Origin of the sequence: Pseudomonas sp. BT76 TE3572 (assembly GCF_050435365.1) — a bacterium.
Taxonomy (GTDB): Bacteria; Pseudomonadota; Gammaproteobacteria; order Pseudomonadales; family Pseudomonadaceae; genus Aquipseudomonas; species Aquipseudomonas fluorescens_W.
In genome coordinates this window covers 2,175,295-2,191,595 of the sequence record NZ_JBNDKE010000001.1, presented here as the reverse complement: position 1 = coordinate 2,191,595, position 16,301 = coordinate 2,175,295, and the positions used below count along the sequence as shown (strand labels likewise).

General features: G+C 59.7%; 14 protein-coding genes. All 14 read right to left on the bottom strand.

Translation table 11 applies throughout. From position 1 onward, the window contains the following. Nucleotides 1-2: 2 nt before the first annotated feature. Nucleotides 3-506 carry an NADH-quinone oxidoreductase subunit J gene (gene nuoJ / locus ABH912_RS10030; RefSeq protein ID WP_033057072.1) on the bottom strand — a complete coding sequence of 168 codons (504 nt, stop codon included), beginning with the start codon at nt 504-506 and terminating at the stop codon, nt 3-5. Between the two features lie 9 nt (nt 507-515). Then, nucleotides 516-1,061, bottom strand: a complete 546-nt coding sequence (gene nuoI / locus ABH912_RS10025; RefSeq protein WP_019648466.1) for an NADH-quinone oxidoreductase subunit NuoI — start codon at nt 1,059-1,061, stop codon at nt 516-518. 12 nt (nt 1,062-1,073) lie between these two features. Further along, on the bottom strand, nt 1,074-2,081 hold the full coding sequence (gene nuoH, locus ABH912_RS10020) for an NADH-quinone oxidoreductase subunit NuoH (protein ID WP_008146046.1): 1,008 nt from the start codon (nt 2,079-2,081) through the stop codon (nt 1,074-1,076). Then, nucleotides 2,078-4,792: an NADH-quinone oxidoreductase subunit NuoG gene (nuoG, locus tag ABH912_RS10015; protein WP_429510555.1), complete on the bottom strand. Its 2,715-nt coding sequence runs from the start codon at nt 4,790-4,792 to the stop codon at nt 2,078-2,080. The genes nuoH and nuoG overlap by 4 nt, the downstream gene beginning before the upstream one ends. Nucleotides 4,793-4,928: 136 nt before the next feature. Continuing rightward, the gene (gene nuoF, locus ABH912_RS10010; RefSeq protein ID WP_008146041.1) at nt 4,929-6,284 is read right to left on the bottom strand and encodes an NADH-quinone oxidoreductase subunit NuoF; all 1,356 of its coding nucleotides are present in this window, start codon (nt 6,282-6,284) and stop codon (nt 4,929-4,931) included. Then, the gene (gene nuoE / locus ABH912_RS10005) at nt 6,281-6,778 is read right to left on the bottom strand and encodes an NADH-quinone oxidoreductase subunit NuoE (RefSeq protein WP_008146039.1); all 498 of its coding nucleotides are present in this window, start codon (nt 6,776-6,778) and stop codon (nt 6,281-6,283) included. The genes nuoF and nuoE overlap by 4 nt, the downstream gene beginning before the upstream one ends. A 2-nt stretch (nt 6,779-6,780) precedes the next feature. Next, on the bottom strand, nt 6,781-8,565 hold the full coding sequence (nuoC, locus tag ABH912_RS10000; protein ID WP_008146037.1) for an NADH-quinone oxidoreductase subunit C/D: 1,785 nt from the start codon (nt 8,563-8,565) through the stop codon (nt 6,781-6,783). A 72-nt stretch (nt 8,566-8,637) separates the two neighbouring features. Further along, on the bottom strand, nt 8,638-9,312 hold the full coding sequence (locus ABH912_RS09995) for a NuoB/complex I 20 kDa subunit family protein (protein ID WP_008146035.1): 675 nt from the start codon (nt 9,310-9,312) through the stop codon (nt 8,638-8,640). Nucleotides 9,313-9,322: 10 nt separating this feature from the next. Further along, nucleotides 9,323-9,736 (bottom strand): NADH-quinone oxidoreductase subunit A, encoded by a 414-nt coding sequence (locus ABH912_RS09990; RefSeq protein ID WP_008146033.1) that lies wholly within the window; start codon nt 9,734-9,736, stop codon nt 9,323-9,325. A 639-nt stretch (nt 9,737-10,375) separates the two neighbouring features. Next, nucleotides 10,376-11,701 carry an isocitrate lyase gene (aceA, locus tag ABH912_RS09985; RefSeq protein WP_033057066.1) on the bottom strand — a complete coding sequence of 442 codons (1,326 nt, stop codon included), beginning with the start codon at nt 11,699-11,701 and terminating at the stop codon, nt 10,376-10,378. A gap of 495 nt (nt 11,702-12,196) precedes the next feature. Further along, complete coding sequence (locus ABH912_RS09980) at nt 12,197-12,958, bottom strand: secretin N-terminal domain-containing protein (protein WP_033057064.1); 762 nt, start codon at nt 12,956-12,958, stop codon at nt 12,197-12,199. Between the two features lie 216 nt (nt 12,959-13,174). Further along, nucleotides 13,175-13,600 (bottom strand): GNAT family N-acetyltransferase, encoded by a 426-nt coding sequence (locus tag ABH912_RS09975; RefSeq protein ID WP_033057062.1) that lies wholly within the window; start codon nt 13,598-13,600, stop codon nt 13,175-13,177. Continuing rightward, on the bottom strand, nt 13,593-14,762 hold the full coding sequence (locus ABH912_RS09970; RefSeq protein ID WP_033057059.1) for a cupin domain-containing protein: 1,170 nt from the start codon (nt 14,760-14,762) through the stop codon (nt 13,593-13,595). Before ABH912_RS09970 ends, ABH912_RS09975 begins: the two co-directional genes overlap by 8 nt. A gap of 86 nt (nt 14,763-14,848) precedes the next feature. Continuing rightward, nucleotides 14,849-16,219, bottom strand: coding sequence for an adenylosuccinate lyase (gene purB, locus ABH912_RS09965; protein WP_027925117.1), 1,371 nt, complete (start codon nt 16,217-16,219; stop codon nt 14,849-14,851). Nucleotides 16,220-16,301: the final 82 nt, after the last annotated feature.

The following is a 16,301-nucleotide window of genomic DNA, read 5'->3' as shown; positions in this document are numbered from 1 at the left end:
CGTCATTGCTCCTTGGCTTCGTTGCGGCCCAAGTGGAACGCCGTGACGGCTGCGGCGAGCAGCAGCATCGAGGCGAGTTCGACCACCAGCAGGTAAGGACCGAACAGGCTGATGCCCACGGCCTTGGCGTCTACGGTGGTGTGGCCGACGGCCTGACCGCTGGAGTGGCTGAACAGCACGTACAGCAGTTCAACCAGCAGCAGGGCGCCGAGTGCGACCGGGCCGAGCCAGATACCGGGCTTGAGCCAGACGCGCTCTTGCTGAACTGAGGCCGGGCCCAAGTTCAGCATCATCACCACGAACACGAACAGCACCATGATGGCGCCAGCGTAGGCGATCACTTCCAGCACACCGGCAAACGGTGCGCCGAGGGCGAAAAACGTCATCGCCACGGCAATCAGCGAAATGATCAGGTAGAGCAGGGCGTGCACGGGGTTGGTGTTGGTGATCACGCGAAGCGTGGACACAACAGCGATACCCGATGCGAAATAGAAAGCGAATTCCATCTTTCTTCCTTAAGGCAGCAAGCTCTTCACGTTGATCGGTTCGGCTTCATTCTGCGCGGCGCCTTTGGGCTTACCGGCAATCGCCATACCTGCAACACGATAGAAGTTGTAATCAGGGTTTTTGCCGGGGCCGGAGATCAGCAGATCTTCTTTCTCGTACACCAGGTCCTGACGTTTGAACTCGGCCATCTCGAAATCCGGTGTCAGCTGGATCGCGGTGGTCGGGCAGGCTTCCTCGCAGAGGCCGCAGAAAATGCAGCGCGAGAAGTTGATACGGAAAAACTCCGGGTACCAGCGACCGTCATCGGTTTCAGCTTTCTGCAGCGAGATGCAACCGACCGGGCACGCCACGGCGCACAGGTTGCAGGCTACACAACGCTCTTCGCCGTCGGGGTCGCGGGTCAGGACGATACGGCCACGAAAGCGCGGCGGCAGGTACACGGCTTCTTCCGGGTACTGCAGCGTGTCGCGCTTGCGGAAGGCATGGCCGAAGATCATCACCAGGCTGCGAAGCTGGGTGAAGAAGCCATGCACGATGTCAAATATGTACTTCATGATTCTCTATCCTCACTGAGCCGCGACGGCGGGCGTGTTGAGCAACACGATCGCAGCGGTCACCAGCATGTTGACGAGGGTCAGCGGCAGGCAGAACTTCCAGCTGAAATCCATCACTTGGTCATACCGTGGGCGCGGAATCGAGGCGCGCAGCAGGATGAAGAACATGATGAAGAACGCGGTTTTCAGTGCGAACCAGATGAACGGGATCTGCGGCAGAATGCCGAACGGACCGTGCCAGCCACCGAAGAACAGGGTCACCAGCAGCGCCGAAATCAACACGATGCCGATGTACTCGCCGACGAAGAACATGCCCCATTTCATGCCGGCGTATTCAATGTGGTAACCGTCGGCCAGTTCCTGCTCTGCTTCCGGCTGGTCGAACGGGTGACGGTGAGTCACGGCGACGCCAGCGATGAAGAAGGTCAGGAAACCGAAGATCTGCGGAATGACGAACCACAGGTTCTGCGCCTGGTATTCAACGATGTCGCGCATGTTGAACGAGCCAACCTGGATCACGATGCCCATCAGCGACAGGCCCATGAACACTTCGTACGACACGGTTTGCGCCGAGGCCCGCAAGCTGCCCAGCAGGGCGAACTTGTTGTTACTCGACCAGCCGGCGAACAGCACCGCGTAGACCGACAGACCGGCCATGGCGAAGAAGAACAGGATGCCGATGTTGATATCCGCCACACCCCAGGTCGGGGTGATCGGGATGATCGCGAAGGCAATCAGCAAGGCGCTCATGGCCACGACCGGTGCCAAGGTGAAGATCACTTTGTCGGCGAACGGCGGGGTCCAGTCTTCCTTGAAGAACATCTTGATCATGTCGGCCGCGATCTGGAACGCGCCGAACGGGCCGACGCGGTTCGGACCGTAACGGTCCTGCCAGAGGGCGAGCAAACGACGCTCGACCCAGCTCAACAGCGCGCCGCACACCACAACGGCGAGCAGAATCACGATGGCCTTGAGGACCGCGATGATCACGTCAATCACTTCAGGCGTGAACCAGGTCATTGAGCTGCCTCCTGCAGACCGTCAACGGTTTTGCCAAAGATCGCTGGCGGAATGCCGGCGATACCGGCCGGCAATGCGACCAGACCGGCACCCAGCTCTTCGTTGATGCGCAGCGGCAGACGCAGGGTCTGGCCAGCAACGCTCAAGCTCAGCATGGCGCCGTCATTGACACCCAGACGGTCGGCTTCGGATTTGGCCAGCGACACGTAAGCGGCCGGGATGCGTTCCTGGACCGGCTCGGCTTTGGAAGAGTTTTCTTCGCTACCGAACAGGTGGAAGAACGGCACAACCTGCCAGGTGCCTGGAGCCGGGTTAAACGCGCGAGGAACACTGGCGAACCAGTTCAGCGAGTCACCGGTGCTTTCGATCAGGCGGGTGCCCGGGTCGCCAGCGCGGATATGACCACCGACTTCGTCCTGGAACTTGTTCCAGGCTTGCGGCGAGTTCCAGCCCGGAGACCAGGCGAATGGCACTTGCTGACGCGGTTCGACCGAGCCCGAGTAACCTTCCATGGAGAACGAGAACGCGGTGTCGTTGTCCTGGGAAGTACGCGGTTCGTGCACGCTGATGTCGGCGCGCATGGCGGTACGACCGGAGTAACGCAGCGGTTCGCGAGCCAGCTTCAGGCCCTTGATGCGGAACGCGGCGGACGGTGCGGCGCTGACGATGCCGGCCAGTTGCGGAGTGCTTGCGGCACAGGCAGCGGTGACGTGGTCCAGTTGGGTCCAGTCGATCGGCTGGTTCAACAGGGTAGCGCGCAGGGCATGCAGCCAGCGCCAGCCTTCGTGAACCATGATGCTTGCGTCGAGGTAAGTCGGGTCGAAGACCTGGAAGAAGCGCTGGGCGCGACCTTCCTGGCTGACCAGCGTACCGTCGCCTTCAGCGAAGCTGGCGGCTGGCAGAACCAGGTGCGCGCGATCGCTGGTGGCGGTCTTCTGATGGTCCGCCACGATCACCACTTTCGCGGCGTTCAGGGCAGCATCGACCTTGGCTTTGTCAGTACGGGTGTACAGATCGTTTTCCAGCACGACGATAGCGTCGGCCTTGCCGTCGATCACGGCTTGCAGCGCGGCATCGACCGAGTCGCCACCGAGCATGGCCAGGCCGAGGCTGTTGGCCTCTGGCACGATCAGGCTGATGGAACCGTTCTTCTCGCGCAGCTTCAGGGCTTTGGCGATGTTTGCCGCGGCTTCGATCAGCGCCTTGGAACCCAGCGAGGTGCCGGCAATGATCAGCGGACGCTTGGCGGCGAGCAGGGCGTCGGCAATGCGCTTGGCCAGCTCAAGAGCTTCAGCGTCCAGGCCTTCAACGGCAGGCGCGCTGGCGTCGAGGGCGTGAGCCACGGCGAAACCGATGCGGGCCAGGTCGTCTGGCGCAGCGTGAACGCATTCTTCAGCGATGTCGTCGAGCTTGGTTTCAGCCAGGCTGGCGATAAACAGCGGGTTCAGAGCGTTCTGACCGATGTTTTTCACGGCGGCGTCGAGCCAAGGCTGAACGCGCATGGCGTCGGCCATGTCTTCGGCTTTGCCTTTGACCGATTGACGCAGGGACAGGGCCATACGTGCAGCGGTCTGGGTCAGGTCTTCGCCGAGGACGAAGATCGCATCGTGGTCTTCGATGTCGCGCATGTTCGGGATCGGCAGCGGGCTGTCTTTCAGCACCTGCATGACCAGACGAATGCGTTCCAGCTCGGCGGCTTCGATACCGGAGTAGAAGTGCTCGGCACCGACCAGTTCGCGCAACGCGTAGTTGCTTTCGAGGCTGGCACGCGGCGAACCGATACCGACGATGTTGCGACCGCGCAGCAGGTCGGCGGCTTTATCCAGCGCTTCGTCGAGGGTCAGCTTGGCGCCGTTGGCCAGCAATGCCTGACGCGGGCGATCCTTGCGGTTGACGTAGCCATAGCCGAAACGGCCACGGTCGCACAGGAAGTACTGGTTTACCGAACCGTTGAAACGGTTTTCGATACGACGCAGTTCACCGTAGCGCTCACCCGGGGAGATGTTGCAACCGCTGGAGCAGCCATGGCAGATGCTCGGCGAGAACTGCATGTCCCACTTGCGGTTGTAGCGCTCGGAGTGAGTCTTGTCGGTGAACACACCGGTCGGGCAGACCTCGGTGAGGTTGCCGGAGAACTCGCTTTCCAGGGTGCCGTCTTCAACGCGACCGAAGTACACGTTGTCGTGGGCGCCGAACACACCGAGGTCGGTGCCGCCAGCGTAATCCTTATAGAAGCGCACGCAGCGGTAGCAGGCGATGCAGCGGTTCATTTCGTGGGAAATGAACGGGCCCAGTTGCTGGTTCTGGTGAGTACGCTTGGTGAAGCGATAACGGCGCTCGTTGTGGCCGGTCATCACCGTCATGTCTTGCAGGTGGCAGTGACCGCCTTCTTCACAGACCGGGCAGTCGTGAGGGTGGTTGGTCATCAGCCATTCGACGACGCTGGCGCGAAACACTTTCGCTTCTTCGTCGTCGATGGAGATCCAGCTGCCGTCGGTGGCGGGGGTCATGCAGGACATGACGATCCGACCACGCTTGTCGTTTTCGTCGGTGTACTGCTTGACCGCGCACTGGCGGCAAGCGCCAACGCTGCCCAGGGCTGGGTGCCAGCAGAAATAAGGGATATCGAGGCCTAGCGACAGACATGCCTGTAACAGGTTGTCTGCCCCATCGACTTCGAGCTCTTTGCCGTCTACGTGGATAGTGGCCATGGTTCAAAGTTCTTCGTTGGCCCGGTGTCAGCGGGCGTGGCTAATGGAATCTTGTTATTCGCGTGAATCAACACAGCCGCTTGCGGCGTCATCACACGAAAAGCTGCGGGCACGGACCCTTCGCTTTTTTAAGCGTTTACGCGCCGACTACGATCGGCCTTGCCAGAGGCGGGACGACGGCGCTGGTAGGCGCGATGCCGGCTTCGAACTCATGGCGGAAGTATTTGATTGCGCTGCCCAACGGCTCCACGGCGCCCGGTGCGTGAGCACAGAAGGTTTTGCCTGGGCCGAGGAAGCCGACCAGACCCAGCAGGGTCTCGATATCGCCGGCTTGCCCTTCACCGTTCTCGATCGCGCGCAGAAGCTTGACGCTCCACGGCAAACCGTCACGGCACGGGGTGCAGAAACCGCAGGATTCGCGGGAGAAGAACTCTTCCATGTTGCGCAGCAGGGAAACCATGTTGACGCTGTCGTCCACTGCCATGGCCAGGCCGGTACCCATACGGGTGCCCACTTTGGCGATGCCGCCGGCGTACATTTGTGCGTCCAGGTGTTCCGGCAACAGGAAACCGGTACCGGCGCCGCCTGGCTGCCAGCACTTGAGCTTGTAACCGTCGCGCATGCCGCCGGCGTAGTCTTCGAACAACTCGCGACCGGTGACGCCGAACGGCAATTCCCACAGGCCCGGGTTCTTGACCTTGCCGGAGAAGCCCATGAGCTTGGTGCCCATGTCTTCACTGCCTTCGCGGGCCAACGATTTGTACCAGTCCACGCCGTCGGCAATGATCGCCGGCACGTTGCACAGGGTTTCAACGTTGTTCACGCAAGTCGGCTTGCCCCACACGCCAACGGCGGCAGGGAAGGGCGGCTTGGAGCGCGGGTTGGCGCGGCGGCCTTCGAGGGAGTTGATCAGTGCGGTTTCTTCACCGCAGATGTAACGCCCGGCGCCGGTGTGGACGAACAGCTCGAAATCGAAGCCGCTGCCCAGGATGTTTTTACCCAGCAGGCCTGCTGCCTTGGCTTCTTCCACGGCACGGTTCAGGTGCTTGGCGGCGGTGGTGTATTCGCCACGCAGGAAGATGTAGCCACGGTAGGTTTTCAGCGCGCGAGCACTGATCAGCATGCCTTCGATCAGCAGATGGGGCAGTTGCTCCATCAGCATGCGGTCTTTCCAGGTGTTCGGTTCCATCTCGTCCGCGTTGCACAGCAGGTAGCGGATGTTGATGGATTCGTCTTTGGGCATCAGGCCCCACTTAACGCCCGTGGGGAAGCCTGCACCGCCGCGACCTTTAAGACCGGAGTCCTTCACGGTCTGGACGATGTCGTCCTGAGCCATGTCGGCGAAAGCCTTGCGCGCAGCCGCGTAGCCGTTCTTGGCCTGGTATTCGTCGAGCCATACGGCTTCGCCGTCGTCACGCAGACGCCAGGTCAGCGGGTGAGTCTCGGCCGAACGCTTGATGCGGTTGGCTGGACCGAAGGAAGTCAGGGTCATACGTAGCCCTCGAGCAATTTGGCAACGCCGGCAGGCTGCACATCACCGAATGTGTCGTCGTCGATCATCAACGCCGGCGCCTTGTCGCAGTTGCCGAGGCAGCAGACCGGCAGCAGGGTGAAACGACCGTCGGCGGTGGTCTGACCCAGGCCGATGCCCAGATTGCTCTGGATTTCGCTGACGACCGATTCATGGCCACCGATGTAGCAGACCATGCTGTCGCAGACGCGAATGATGTGACGGCCGACTGGCTGACGGAAGATCTGGCTATAGAACGTCGCCACCCCTTCAACGTCGCTGGCCGGGATGCCGAGGATCTCGCCGATGGCGTAGAGCGCGCCATCAGGCACCCAGCCACGTTCCTTCTGGACGATCTTCAGGGCTTCGATCGACGCCGCGCGCGGGTCTTCGTAGTGATGCAGCTCGTGCTCGATGGCCGAGCGCTCGGTTTCGCTCAGGGCGAAACGGTCTGTCTGGATAAGCGTGCTATTCATGCTTAGCGGTCCACGTCGGCCATAACGAAATCGATACTACCCAGGTACGCAATCAAGTCCGCGACCATGCTGCCTTTGATCACCGAAGGGATCTGCTGCAGGTGCGGGAAGCTTGGGGTGCGAATCCGGGTGCGGTAGCTCATGGTGCCGCCATCGCTCGTCAGGTAATAACTGTTGATGCCCTTGGTCGCTTCGATCATCTGGAAGGATTCGTTGGCCGGCATGACCGGGCCCCACGAAACTTGCAGGAAGTGCGTGATCAGGGTCTCGATGTGTTGCAGCGTGCGCTCTTTCGGCGGCGGCGTGGTCAGCGGGTGATCCGCCTTGTACGGGCCTTCCGGCATGTTGCGCATGCACTGCTCGATGATCTTCAGGCTCTGGCGCATTTCTTCGACACGCACGATGCAACGGTCGTAGGCGTCGCCATTGGCCGCCAGCGGCACTTCGAATTCGAAGTTCTCGTAGCCGGAGTACGGACGAGCTTTACGCAGGTCGAAATCGCAACCGGTCGAACGCAGGCCGGAACCGGTGACGCCCCATTCCAGGGCTTCTTTGGTGTTGTAGGCGGCGACGCCGATGGTCCGGCCACGCAGGATGCTGTTGTCCAGTGCGGCTTTCTGGTATTCGTCCAGACGCTTTGGCATCCACTCGATGAAGTCTTTTACCAGTTTTTCCCAGCCGCGCGGCAGGTCGTGAGCGACGCCACCGATGCGGTACCAGGCCGGGTGCAGACGGAAACCGGTAATGGCTTCGATCACCGTGTACGCCTTCTGACGGTCGGTGAACGTGAAGAACACCGGGGTCATGGCGCCGACGTCCTGGATGTAAGTCCCCAGGAACAGCAGGTGGCTGGTGATCCGGAAGAACTCGGCCATCATGATGCGGATGACATCGACCTTCTCGGGCACCTTGATGCCGGCCAGCTTCTCGACCGAGAGCACGTACGGCAGGTTGTTCATCACGCCGCCGAGGTAGTCGATACGGTCGGTGTACGGAATGAAGCTGTGCCAGGACTGACGTTCGGCCATCTTCTCGGCACCACGGTGGTGGTAACCGACGTCCGGTACGCAATCGACGATCTCTTCACCGTCCAGCTGCAGAATGATGCGGAACGCACCGTGCGCGGAAGGGTGGTTAGGGCCGAGGTTGAGGAACATGTAGTCCTCGTTCGCCCCGGAACGCTTCATGCCCCAGTCTTCAGGCTTGAAGCGCGCGGCTTCTTCCTCAAGCTGTTGCTTGGCCAGGGTCAGGCTGAACGGGTCGAACTCGGTGGCACGGGCCGGGAAGTCCTTGCGCAGCGGGTGACCTTCCCAGGTCGGCGGCATCATGATGCGGGTCAGGTGCGGGTGACCGGCAAAGTTGATGCCGTACATGTCCCACACTTCACGCTCGTACCAGTTGGCGTTCGGCCAGATGCCGGTCACGGTCGGCACGCTGAGGTCGCTCTCGGACAAGGCGACCTTGATCATTACGTCACTATTACGTTCGATCGACATCAAGTGATAGAACACAGTGAAGTCAGCGCCGCTTGGCAGCCCTTGACGCTTGGTGCGCAGACGCTCGTCCACGCCGTGCAGGTCATAGAGCATGACGTACGGCTTGGGGAGGTTGCGCAGGAAGGTCAGGACTTCGACGAGTTTGGCACGGGCAACCCAAAGCACCGGCATGCCGGTGCGGGTAGGCTGGGCGGTGAACGCCTCGGGGCCAAAACGGTTGTTCAGTTCGACGACCACATCCTGGTCGTCTGCCTTATAAGGCGGGATGTACAGAGCACTGCCTGTAGTCATGGTTATTTATCGCTTTCGGTCAACGTAAAGAATGAAGCCAGGTTCTCGTTCTATAAAAGAAGCAGGTCTGGATCAGACTTCGTCGGGGCTGCGCAGGTTGGTGACTGCGATTCGCTGTTCGCGGCGCTGTTCCTTTTGCGAAGGCATCTCGGCGCGGTATACGCCTTGATCGCCGACGACCCAGGAAAGCGGACGACGCTCCTGTCCAATCGACTCTTGCAAGAGCATCAAGCCTTGCAGAAAAGCTTCAGGACGGGGCGGGCAGCCAGGCACGTAGACGTCCACGGGCAGGAACTTGTCCACCCCTTGAACGACTGAGTAGATGTCGTACATGCCACCGGAGTTGGCGCACGAACCCATGGAGATAACCCATTTAGGTTCGAGCATTTGCTCGTAGAGACGCTGAATGATCGGCGCCATCTTGATGAAGCAGGTACCGGCGATAACCATGAAATCCGCCTGACGCGGCGATGCCCGGATAACCTCGGCGCCAAAGCGCGCGATGTCGTGGGGCGCCGTGAAGGCGGTGGTCATTTCCACGTAGCAGCACGAAAGACCGAAGTTATACGGCCACAGGGAGTTCTTGCGCCCCCAGTTGATCGTGCCGTTAAGCACGTCTTCGAGCTTGCCCATGAAAATGTTTTTGTGGACTTGATCTTCTAACGGATCGGAAACGGTTTCCCGTTCGCCAATCGGATACTGCTCGTTAGGAGCATCGGGGTCGATCCTGGTGAGATTGTATTGCATTGCCAAAGCCTCATTGTTTCAGCTTCGCTTGCCGCTTAAGACGAGCTGCCGGAGCCCAGTCAAGGGCGCCCACTCGAAATAGGTAGACAAGGCCTGCCAACAGAATTGCTATGAAAACGAGAGCTTCGACGAATCCGGTCCAGCCGCTTTCGCGGACGGACACAGACCAGGCAAAGAGAAAAAGGGCTTCGATATCGAAGATCACGAAGAGCATCGCGACCAGATAGAATTTTGCAGAGAGCCGCAGACGGGCGCCACCTGTAGGCAGCATGCCGGATTCGAACGGTTCGTTTTTGCTGCGGCCCCAGGCTTTTGACCCGAGGAGGCTGGAGACGCCGAGCATGAAGGCACAAAGGCCGACGACGCCCAGAAGGAAAATGGCAAAGCCCCAGTTGTGGGCCATGAGTCCTGTCGCTTCGGGCATGCTGGTAATCCTTAACAGAGAGCAAAGGTCTCTGAGCTTGAAAAGAAACAAAGCAGTGACGATATGTCGCAGCAATCAATCCCGCTGATTTTATGGCACAACACCGTGCAAGTAAAATTCCTATAGCGAAATTATTTATAGGAATAAGGACATAGCGCACCTCCAAAACCCCGCAGCCCATGCGGTTCGGGCATTAGCCGGCATTTCATCAATTATGTTTTGTAGGGAATGTAACGAACATAGTTTCGGCTAAATGATAATCAATATTGTTTGTGGTGGTTTTTAAACTGTTTAACAGGTTAATGGGTGGGAAGTTGTCTTACATGCACGTAACAACAAGTAGTGAGCGGGGTCGTTTTACCTTCTTTTCCTGATCGAGAAAATGCTCTGGATCAAGGTTTTTCCCGGATTCACCGCTGACCACTGTGGGAGTGAGCCTGCTCGCGATAGCGTCCGGTCAGTCGAAACTGTGCTGCCTGACCGGACGCTATCGCGAGCAGGCTCACTCCTACAGGTTATGTGTTCGCTGAGGAAATCGCAGGCAAAAAAACGCCCCGAACCAGTCGGGGCGTCAGATGTGCGACGCTGCGGTTAGCTTTCTATTCGGTCCGCAACGGCCGTTTGCTCAGGCGAAGCAGATCAGTGGAACTGTTCTTCTTCAGTCGAACCGGTCAGCGCGGTTACCGAAGACGAGCCACCTTGAATCACGGTGGTCATGTCGTCGAAGTAGCCGGTGCCCACTTCCTGCTGGTGAGCCACGAAGGTGTAGCCCTTCGAAGCGTCAGCGAACTCTTGCTCTTGCAGCTTCACGTAGGCAGTCATGTCGTTGCGGGCGTAGTCGTGCGCCAGGTTGAACATGCTGTGCCACATGTTGTGAATGCCGGCCAGGGTGATGAACTGGTGCTTGTAACCCATGGCGGACAGTTCGCGCTGGAACTTGGCGATGGTCGCGTCGTCCAGGTTTTTCTTCCAGTTGAAGGAAGGCGAGCAGTTGTACGACAGCAGTTGGTCCGGGTATTCCTTTTTGATCGCTTCAGCGAAGCGACGAGCCTCGTCCAGATCCGGCTTGGCGGTTTCGCACCAGATCAGGTCGGCGTACGGAGCGTAAGCCAGGCCGCGAGCGATCGCCTGGTCCAGGCCGGCGCGCACTTTGTAGAAGCCTTCCTGGGTGCGTTCGCCAGTCACGAATGGCTGGTCGTACGGGTCGCAATCGGAAGTCAGCAGGTCAGCCGCGTTAGCGTCGGTACGAGCCAGGATGATGGTCGGAGTACCGGCAACGTCAGCCGCCAGACGGGCAGCGGTCAGCTTCTGTACAGCTTCCTGGGTAGGAACCAGTACCTTGCCGCCCATGTGGCCGCATTTTTTCACGGAAGCCAGTTGGTCTTCGAAGTGAACGCCGGCGGCGCCTGCTTCGATCATGCTTTTCATCAGCTCGTAAGCGTTCAGTACGCCGCCGAAACCGGCTTCAGCGTCAGCCACGATCGGTGCGAAGTAGTCGATGTAGCCTTCGTCACCCGGGCCTTTACCGGCTTTCCACTGGATCTGGTCAGCACGACGGAACGAGTTGTTAATGCGCTTGACCACGGTTGGAACCGAATCCACCGGGTACAGCGACTGGTCCGGGTACATCGATTCGGCGGAGTTGTTGTCCGCAGCCACTTGCCAGCCCGACAGGTAGATTGCCTGGATACCGGCTTTGACTTGTTGTACCGCCTGGCCGCCGGTCAGGGCGCCCATGCAGTTGACGAAATCTTTATCAGGACGGAAGGATGGCTTGGCGCCCTGGGTCACCAGGTTCCACAGCTTCTCGGCGCCCAATTTTGCAAAGGTGTGCTCAGGTTGAACCGAGCCACGCAGGCGGACGACGTCAGCAGCGGAGTAAGCGCGTGTCACGCCTTTCCAGCGTGGGTTTTCAGCCCAATCTTTTTCGAGGGCTGCAATTTGCTGTTCGCGTGTCAGTGCCATGGAGATAAACCTCGTCGCATAGGTCTGGGTGGAAAATTCCTGCTCCTGCCAAGTACGCAGTTAGAAGCGTAAAAGGCTGCTCGCTGACCAGAAGCTTAGGCGGTCAAGTCGGATTCGGCGGGGGTGGCGACGGGATGAACGATGGGCTCGAGGGGAAGTGAGCAGGTAAGGGCGAACTGGCGAGCGCATTCGGGCGTCGTGGGCCTTGGTACGAACTTCAGTGTGGAGCCGGGTTACCTAATTACGCTTCCGTCCCTCGGGACAACTTCGTTCCAGTCGGCAACCTCGTCAAACACACCTTGTGGGCGGTACAGACACGAAGCGGCTCGCGGGGTAGGTGCGAACGGCGCCTCGAAGGCCCTTGCCAGGGCCCCTGATTAGCGGGAGCGAGGCCATCATGCCTTTGCTTTTTTGTATCGTCAAACGTTTTGTAGTGCTTTTTTTATGGCACTACATCTTTGGTCTAATACGACTAATCAGTCAGTTTTCGGTGGTTTAGTCCAAAGTATCGACTTTCACCCGCAGGGTCATGTCATCGCGGCCCTGAGTCGAGTAGCTGCGGGTCTGGCCCTGTTTATCGGCCTGAGTCTGGCGGTTTACGCCGGCCAGGGTGATCCATTCGCCCAGTCGTCCCGTGACAGTTGTGTCGGTACTTTGCACATTCACTACATCGGGACGTTCCTGGCTCATGCGGTCACGGTTTGTGCTGATCGCCAGGTGAACGATCTCCCCGGTGACGCTGGCGGTGACGTAGAAACCCTGGGTGACGTTGCGGTATTCGGTCTGGCTGCGCAGGTCGCCGTAGGAATCGGTCTGAGTGCTGGTGAGCGGAACGCTCTGGCCGACCTGAATCAGAGCCGGCGTGCCTTCGCTGGCCTGGATCTGCTGAATCCCGCCGTCACGGCTGTCGGTGCTGCGATTGATGATGCGAGTCTGGCTCGGTTTGGCGCCATTTACCGAGTAACCCTGATCGCCCTGGAAGTTGTTTTCGTTGGTGTCGACAGTGATCAACAGGCGTTTGGCGGCGACGTCGAGTTGGGAGATCAGGGCCTTAAGTTCGTCGATCTTGCGCTGATCGGCATTGACAATCAGCTGATTGCCGTAGGCGCTGACCTGGCCTTCCTTGCCGATGAAATTCTGCGCGATGGGCAGCATGTCGTCGCTGGTGCGGTAGTTCAGTGGCACGATCTCGGTGGCGGCCATGACCGAAAAACTGCAGCTCAGCAGTAGCGTGGTGAGCAGGGTGCGTAGGGACATATCCGTTATCTCCGACATCTTGAAGTGTTGATATTGCCAGTTTGTCGGCCCAGCGTGGGGCAAGTTGAATCGTAGACAGCAAAACGCCCCGGCATCCGAGGATGGCGGGGCGTTTCGGGGCGTTCTTCAGGGCCTCATCGCGAGCAGGCTCACTCCTACAAGGTCTGGCGTAATCCTTGTAGGAGTGAGCCTGCTCGCGATGGCCGCGCCGCGGTGTCAGGCTGAGTGACGCACCATGTCCACATGCGGAATCCCGGCTTCCAGGAATTCCTCACTGACCAGGCTGAAGCCCAAGCGCTCATAGAACGCCGTGGCCTGTACCTGTGCGCTCAGCATCTGCTGCTTGAGCCCGCGCTTCTCGGCTTCACCGATCACTGCGTGCATCAGCGCATCGCCGACTTTCAATCCGCGCCAGTCTTTCAGCACCGATACCCGGCCGACGTGGCCATCGGGCAGCAGGCGGGCGGTGCCAATCGGAAAGTCGCCTTCGAAGGCCAGAAAATGCACCGCTGTTGCGTCATCAGCATCCCATTCCAGCTCAGGTGGAACGGATTGCTCGGCGATGAACACCGTCTCACGAATGCGCCGGATCTCGGCGTTGTCCTTTTGCCAGTCTGCGACACGTACGTGAATTTTATTCATCAGCAAACCCCAGGCTTCCTTGCTTGATCAGTTCGCACAGCAGGCCGCGACCGTCTTCGTCGCTCAGCCAGTCGCCGAGATTGTCGACGTGCAGCGCGTCTGCGGCGCAAATCATCTTCAGCAGCTCGCGCAGTTTGCCTGGCAGGTAACGGCTCTGGCCGCTGGCGAACAGCAGCAGGTCGTCATCGACTTCGGACCAGGCCAGGCGTGCGCTCGGGTTGCGGATCAGTACTGCACCTTGCTCAAGGCTGGCGAGCAGGTCGTCTTCTTCGATCTCTTCCGGACCCGCCACCAGTTCCGGGTAGCGCGGCTCGGTCATGAACTGGCCAAACCAGGTCAGCAGCAGGCGCTCGTCGCTCATGTGCTCGGCCAGCAAGGCTTTCAGGCGATCGAGGGCGTCGTGCTGAATCTGATGTGGATCGACGGCAGGCAGCGCGTCGGCATCGGTGTAACGCTCTTCGTCCGACAGAAACTGGCTGAGGAAGTCGGTGAAGTGAGTCAGCACTTCAGCGGCGCTCGGCGCACGGAAACCGACCGAGTAGGTCAGGCAGTCATCAACAGCAACACCGCAGTGGGCCAGGCGCGGCGGCAGGTAGAGCATGTCGCCCGGTTCCAGAACCCATTCGTCGGTGGCTTCGAAGTCGGCAAGGATGCGCAGGTCGGCGTGTTGCAGCAGCTTGCTCTCGGAATCGCACATCTGGCCGATTTTCCAGTTGCGCTTGCCGTGACCTTGCAGCAGGAACACATCGTAGTTGTCGAAGTGCGGACCGACGCTGCCACCCGGGGCGGCAAAGCTGATCATCACGTCGTCGATACGCCAGCTCGGCAGGAAGCGGAAGTTTTCCAGCAGCTCGGCGACTTCCGGTACGAACTGGTCAACCGCTTGAACCAACAGAGTCCAGTCACGTTCCGGCAGCTTGCTGAATTCGTCTTCGGCGAACGGGCCGCGGCGCATTTCCCACGGGCGCTCGCCATTCTCGATGATCAGGCGTGACTCGACTTCTTCTTCCAGCGCCAGGCCGGCCAGTTCGTCGGCGTCGATCGGGCTTTCGAATTCAGGAATCGCCTGACGGATCAGCAGGGGTTTTTTCTGCCAGTAGTCGCGCAGGAATTCGCGCGCCGTGATGCCGCCCAGGAGTTGAAGAGGAATGTCAGGATTCATGTGTAACCTATTGAAAAAAAGCACTTTTCAGACGGGAATAAAAACGCCCGGCGCTGCCGGGCGTCTCAAAAGGGTAAAGCGGTCGATCAGATGCGTTTGGCTTGCTCTACAGCGTTGCCGATGTAGTTCGCCGGGGTGAGCAGTTTCAGCTCGGCCTTGGCGGCGGCTGGCATGTCCAGGCCGTCGATGAAAGTTTGCAGCGCTTCAGGGCTGATGCCCTTGCCACGGGTCAACTCTTTCAGTTTTTCGTACGGGTTCTCGATGTTGTAGCGACGCATCACGGTCTGGATTGGCTCGGCCAATACTTCCCAGCACGCGTCCAGGTCAGCAGCGATTTTCTGAGCGTTGAGCTCGAGTTTGCTGATGCCTTTCAGGCTGGCTTCGTACGCGATCACGCTGTGGGCGAAGCCGACACCGAGGTTGCGCAGCACGGTGGAGTCGGTCAGGTCGCGCTGCCAGCGGGAGATCGGCAGCTTGCTTGCCAAATGCTGGAACAGTGCGTTGGCGATACCCAGGTTGCCTTCGGAGTTTTCGAAGTCGATCGGGTTGACCTTGTGCGGCATGGTCGACGAACCGATTTCGCCAGCGATAGTGCGCTGTTTGAAATAACCCAGGGAGATGTAGCCCCAGATGTCGCGGTCGAAGTCGATCAGGATGGTGTTGAAGCGCGCGATCGCGTCGAACAGCTCGGCGATGTAGTCGTGCGGTTCGATCTGCGTGGTGTACGGGTTGAAGCCCAGGCCCAGCTCGTCTTCGATGAAGGCGCGGGCGTTCTCTTCCCAATCGATCTCAGGGTAGGCCGACAGGTGAGCGTTGTAGTTGCCGACAGCGCCGTTGATCTTGCCCAGCAGCGGAACGGCAGCGACTTGAGCGATCTGACGCTCCAGACGGTAAACCACGTTCGCCAGCTCTTTGCCCAGGGTGGTCGGCGAAGCCGGTTGACCGTGGGTGCGCGACAGCATCGGCACGTCGGCGAAACGGATGGCCAGTTCGCGGATGGCTTCGGCAGTCTGGCGCATCAGCGGCAGCATCACGTCATCACGGCCTTCGCGCAGCATCAGGGCGTGGGACAGGTTGTTGATGTCCTCGCTGGTGCAGGCAAAGTGGATGAATTCGCTGACAGCAGCCAGTTCCGGCAGCTTGGCCGCTTGCTCTTTGAGCAGGTACTCAATGGCTTTGACGTCGTGGTTGGTGGTGCGCTCGATCTCTTTGACACGCTCGGCGTGCTCCAGAGCGAAGTTTTCCGCCAGGGTGTTCAGCACAGCGTTGGCTTCGGCGGAGAACGCCGGCACTTCGCTGATGCCAGGGTGAGCGGCCAGGCGCTGGAGCCAGCGCACTTCAACCAGAACGCGAGCACGGATCAGGCCGTATTCGCTGAAAATTGGGCGCAGGGCCTGGGTTTTGCCGGCGTAGCGGCCGTCAACAGGGGAAACCGCAGTGAGCGAAGAAAGCTGCATGGGGTGTTCTCGGACAGTCGGGCAACGAAATGGGGCGCGTATCATACATGAAAAAATCCGCCGGTCCGTTGCCAACTGACCA

Bases quoted from the DNA above. Each gene is read 5' to 3' on its own strand.
- nuoG (WP_429510555.1), bottom strand. From the start codon at position 4,792: ATGGCCACTATCCACGTAGACGGCAAAGAGCTCGAAGTCGATGGGGCA.
- ABH912_RS09990 (WP_008146033.1), bottom strand. From the start codon at position 9,736: ATGCCCGAAGCGACAGGACTCATGGCCCACAACTGGGGCTTTGCCATT.
- nuoF (WP_008146041.1), bottom strand. From the start codon at position 6,284: ATGACCCTGACTTCCTTCGGTCCAGCCAACCGCATCAAGCGTTCGGCC.
- nuoE (WP_008146039.1), bottom strand. From the start codon at position 6,778: ATGAATAGCACGCTTATCCAGACAGACCGTTTCGCCCTGAGCGAAACC.
- ABH912_RS09980 (WP_033057064.1), bottom strand. From the start codon at position 12,958: ATGTCCCTACGCACCCTGCTCACCACGCTACTGCTGAGCTGCAGTTTT.
- nuoJ (WP_033057072.1), bottom strand. From the start codon at position 506: ATGGAATTCGCTTTCTATTTCGCATCGGGTATCGCTGTTGTGTCCACG.
- purB (WP_027925117.1), bottom strand. From the start codon at position 16,219: ATGCAGCTTTCTTCGCTCACTGCGGTTTCCCCTGTTGACGGCCGCTAC.
- ABH912_RS09970 (WP_033057059.1), bottom strand. From the start codon at position 14,762: ATGAATCCTGACATTCCTCTTCAACTCCTGGGCGGCATCACGGCGCGC.
- nuoI (WP_019648466.1), bottom strand. From the start codon at position 1,061: ATGAAGTACATATTTGACATCGTGCATGGCTTCTTCACCCAGCTTCGC.
- nuoH (WP_008146046.1), bottom strand. From the start codon at position 2,081: ATGACCTGGTTCACGCCTGAAGTGATTGACGTGATCATCGCGGTCCTC.
- ABH912_RS09995 (WP_008146035.1), bottom strand. From the start codon at position 9,312: ATGCAATACAATCTCACCAGGATCGACCCCGATGCTCCTAACGAGCAG.
- ABH912_RS09975 (WP_033057062.1), bottom strand. From the start codon at position 13,600: ATGAATAAAATTCACGTACGTGTCGCAGACTGGCAAAAGGACAACGCC.
- nuoC (WP_008146037.1), bottom strand. From the start codon at position 8,565: ATGACTACAGGCAGTGCTCTGTACATCCCGCCTTATAAGGCAGACGAC.
- aceA (WP_033057066.1), bottom strand. From the start codon at position 11,701: ATGGCACTGACACGCGAACAGCAAATTGCAGCCCTCGAAAAAGATTGG.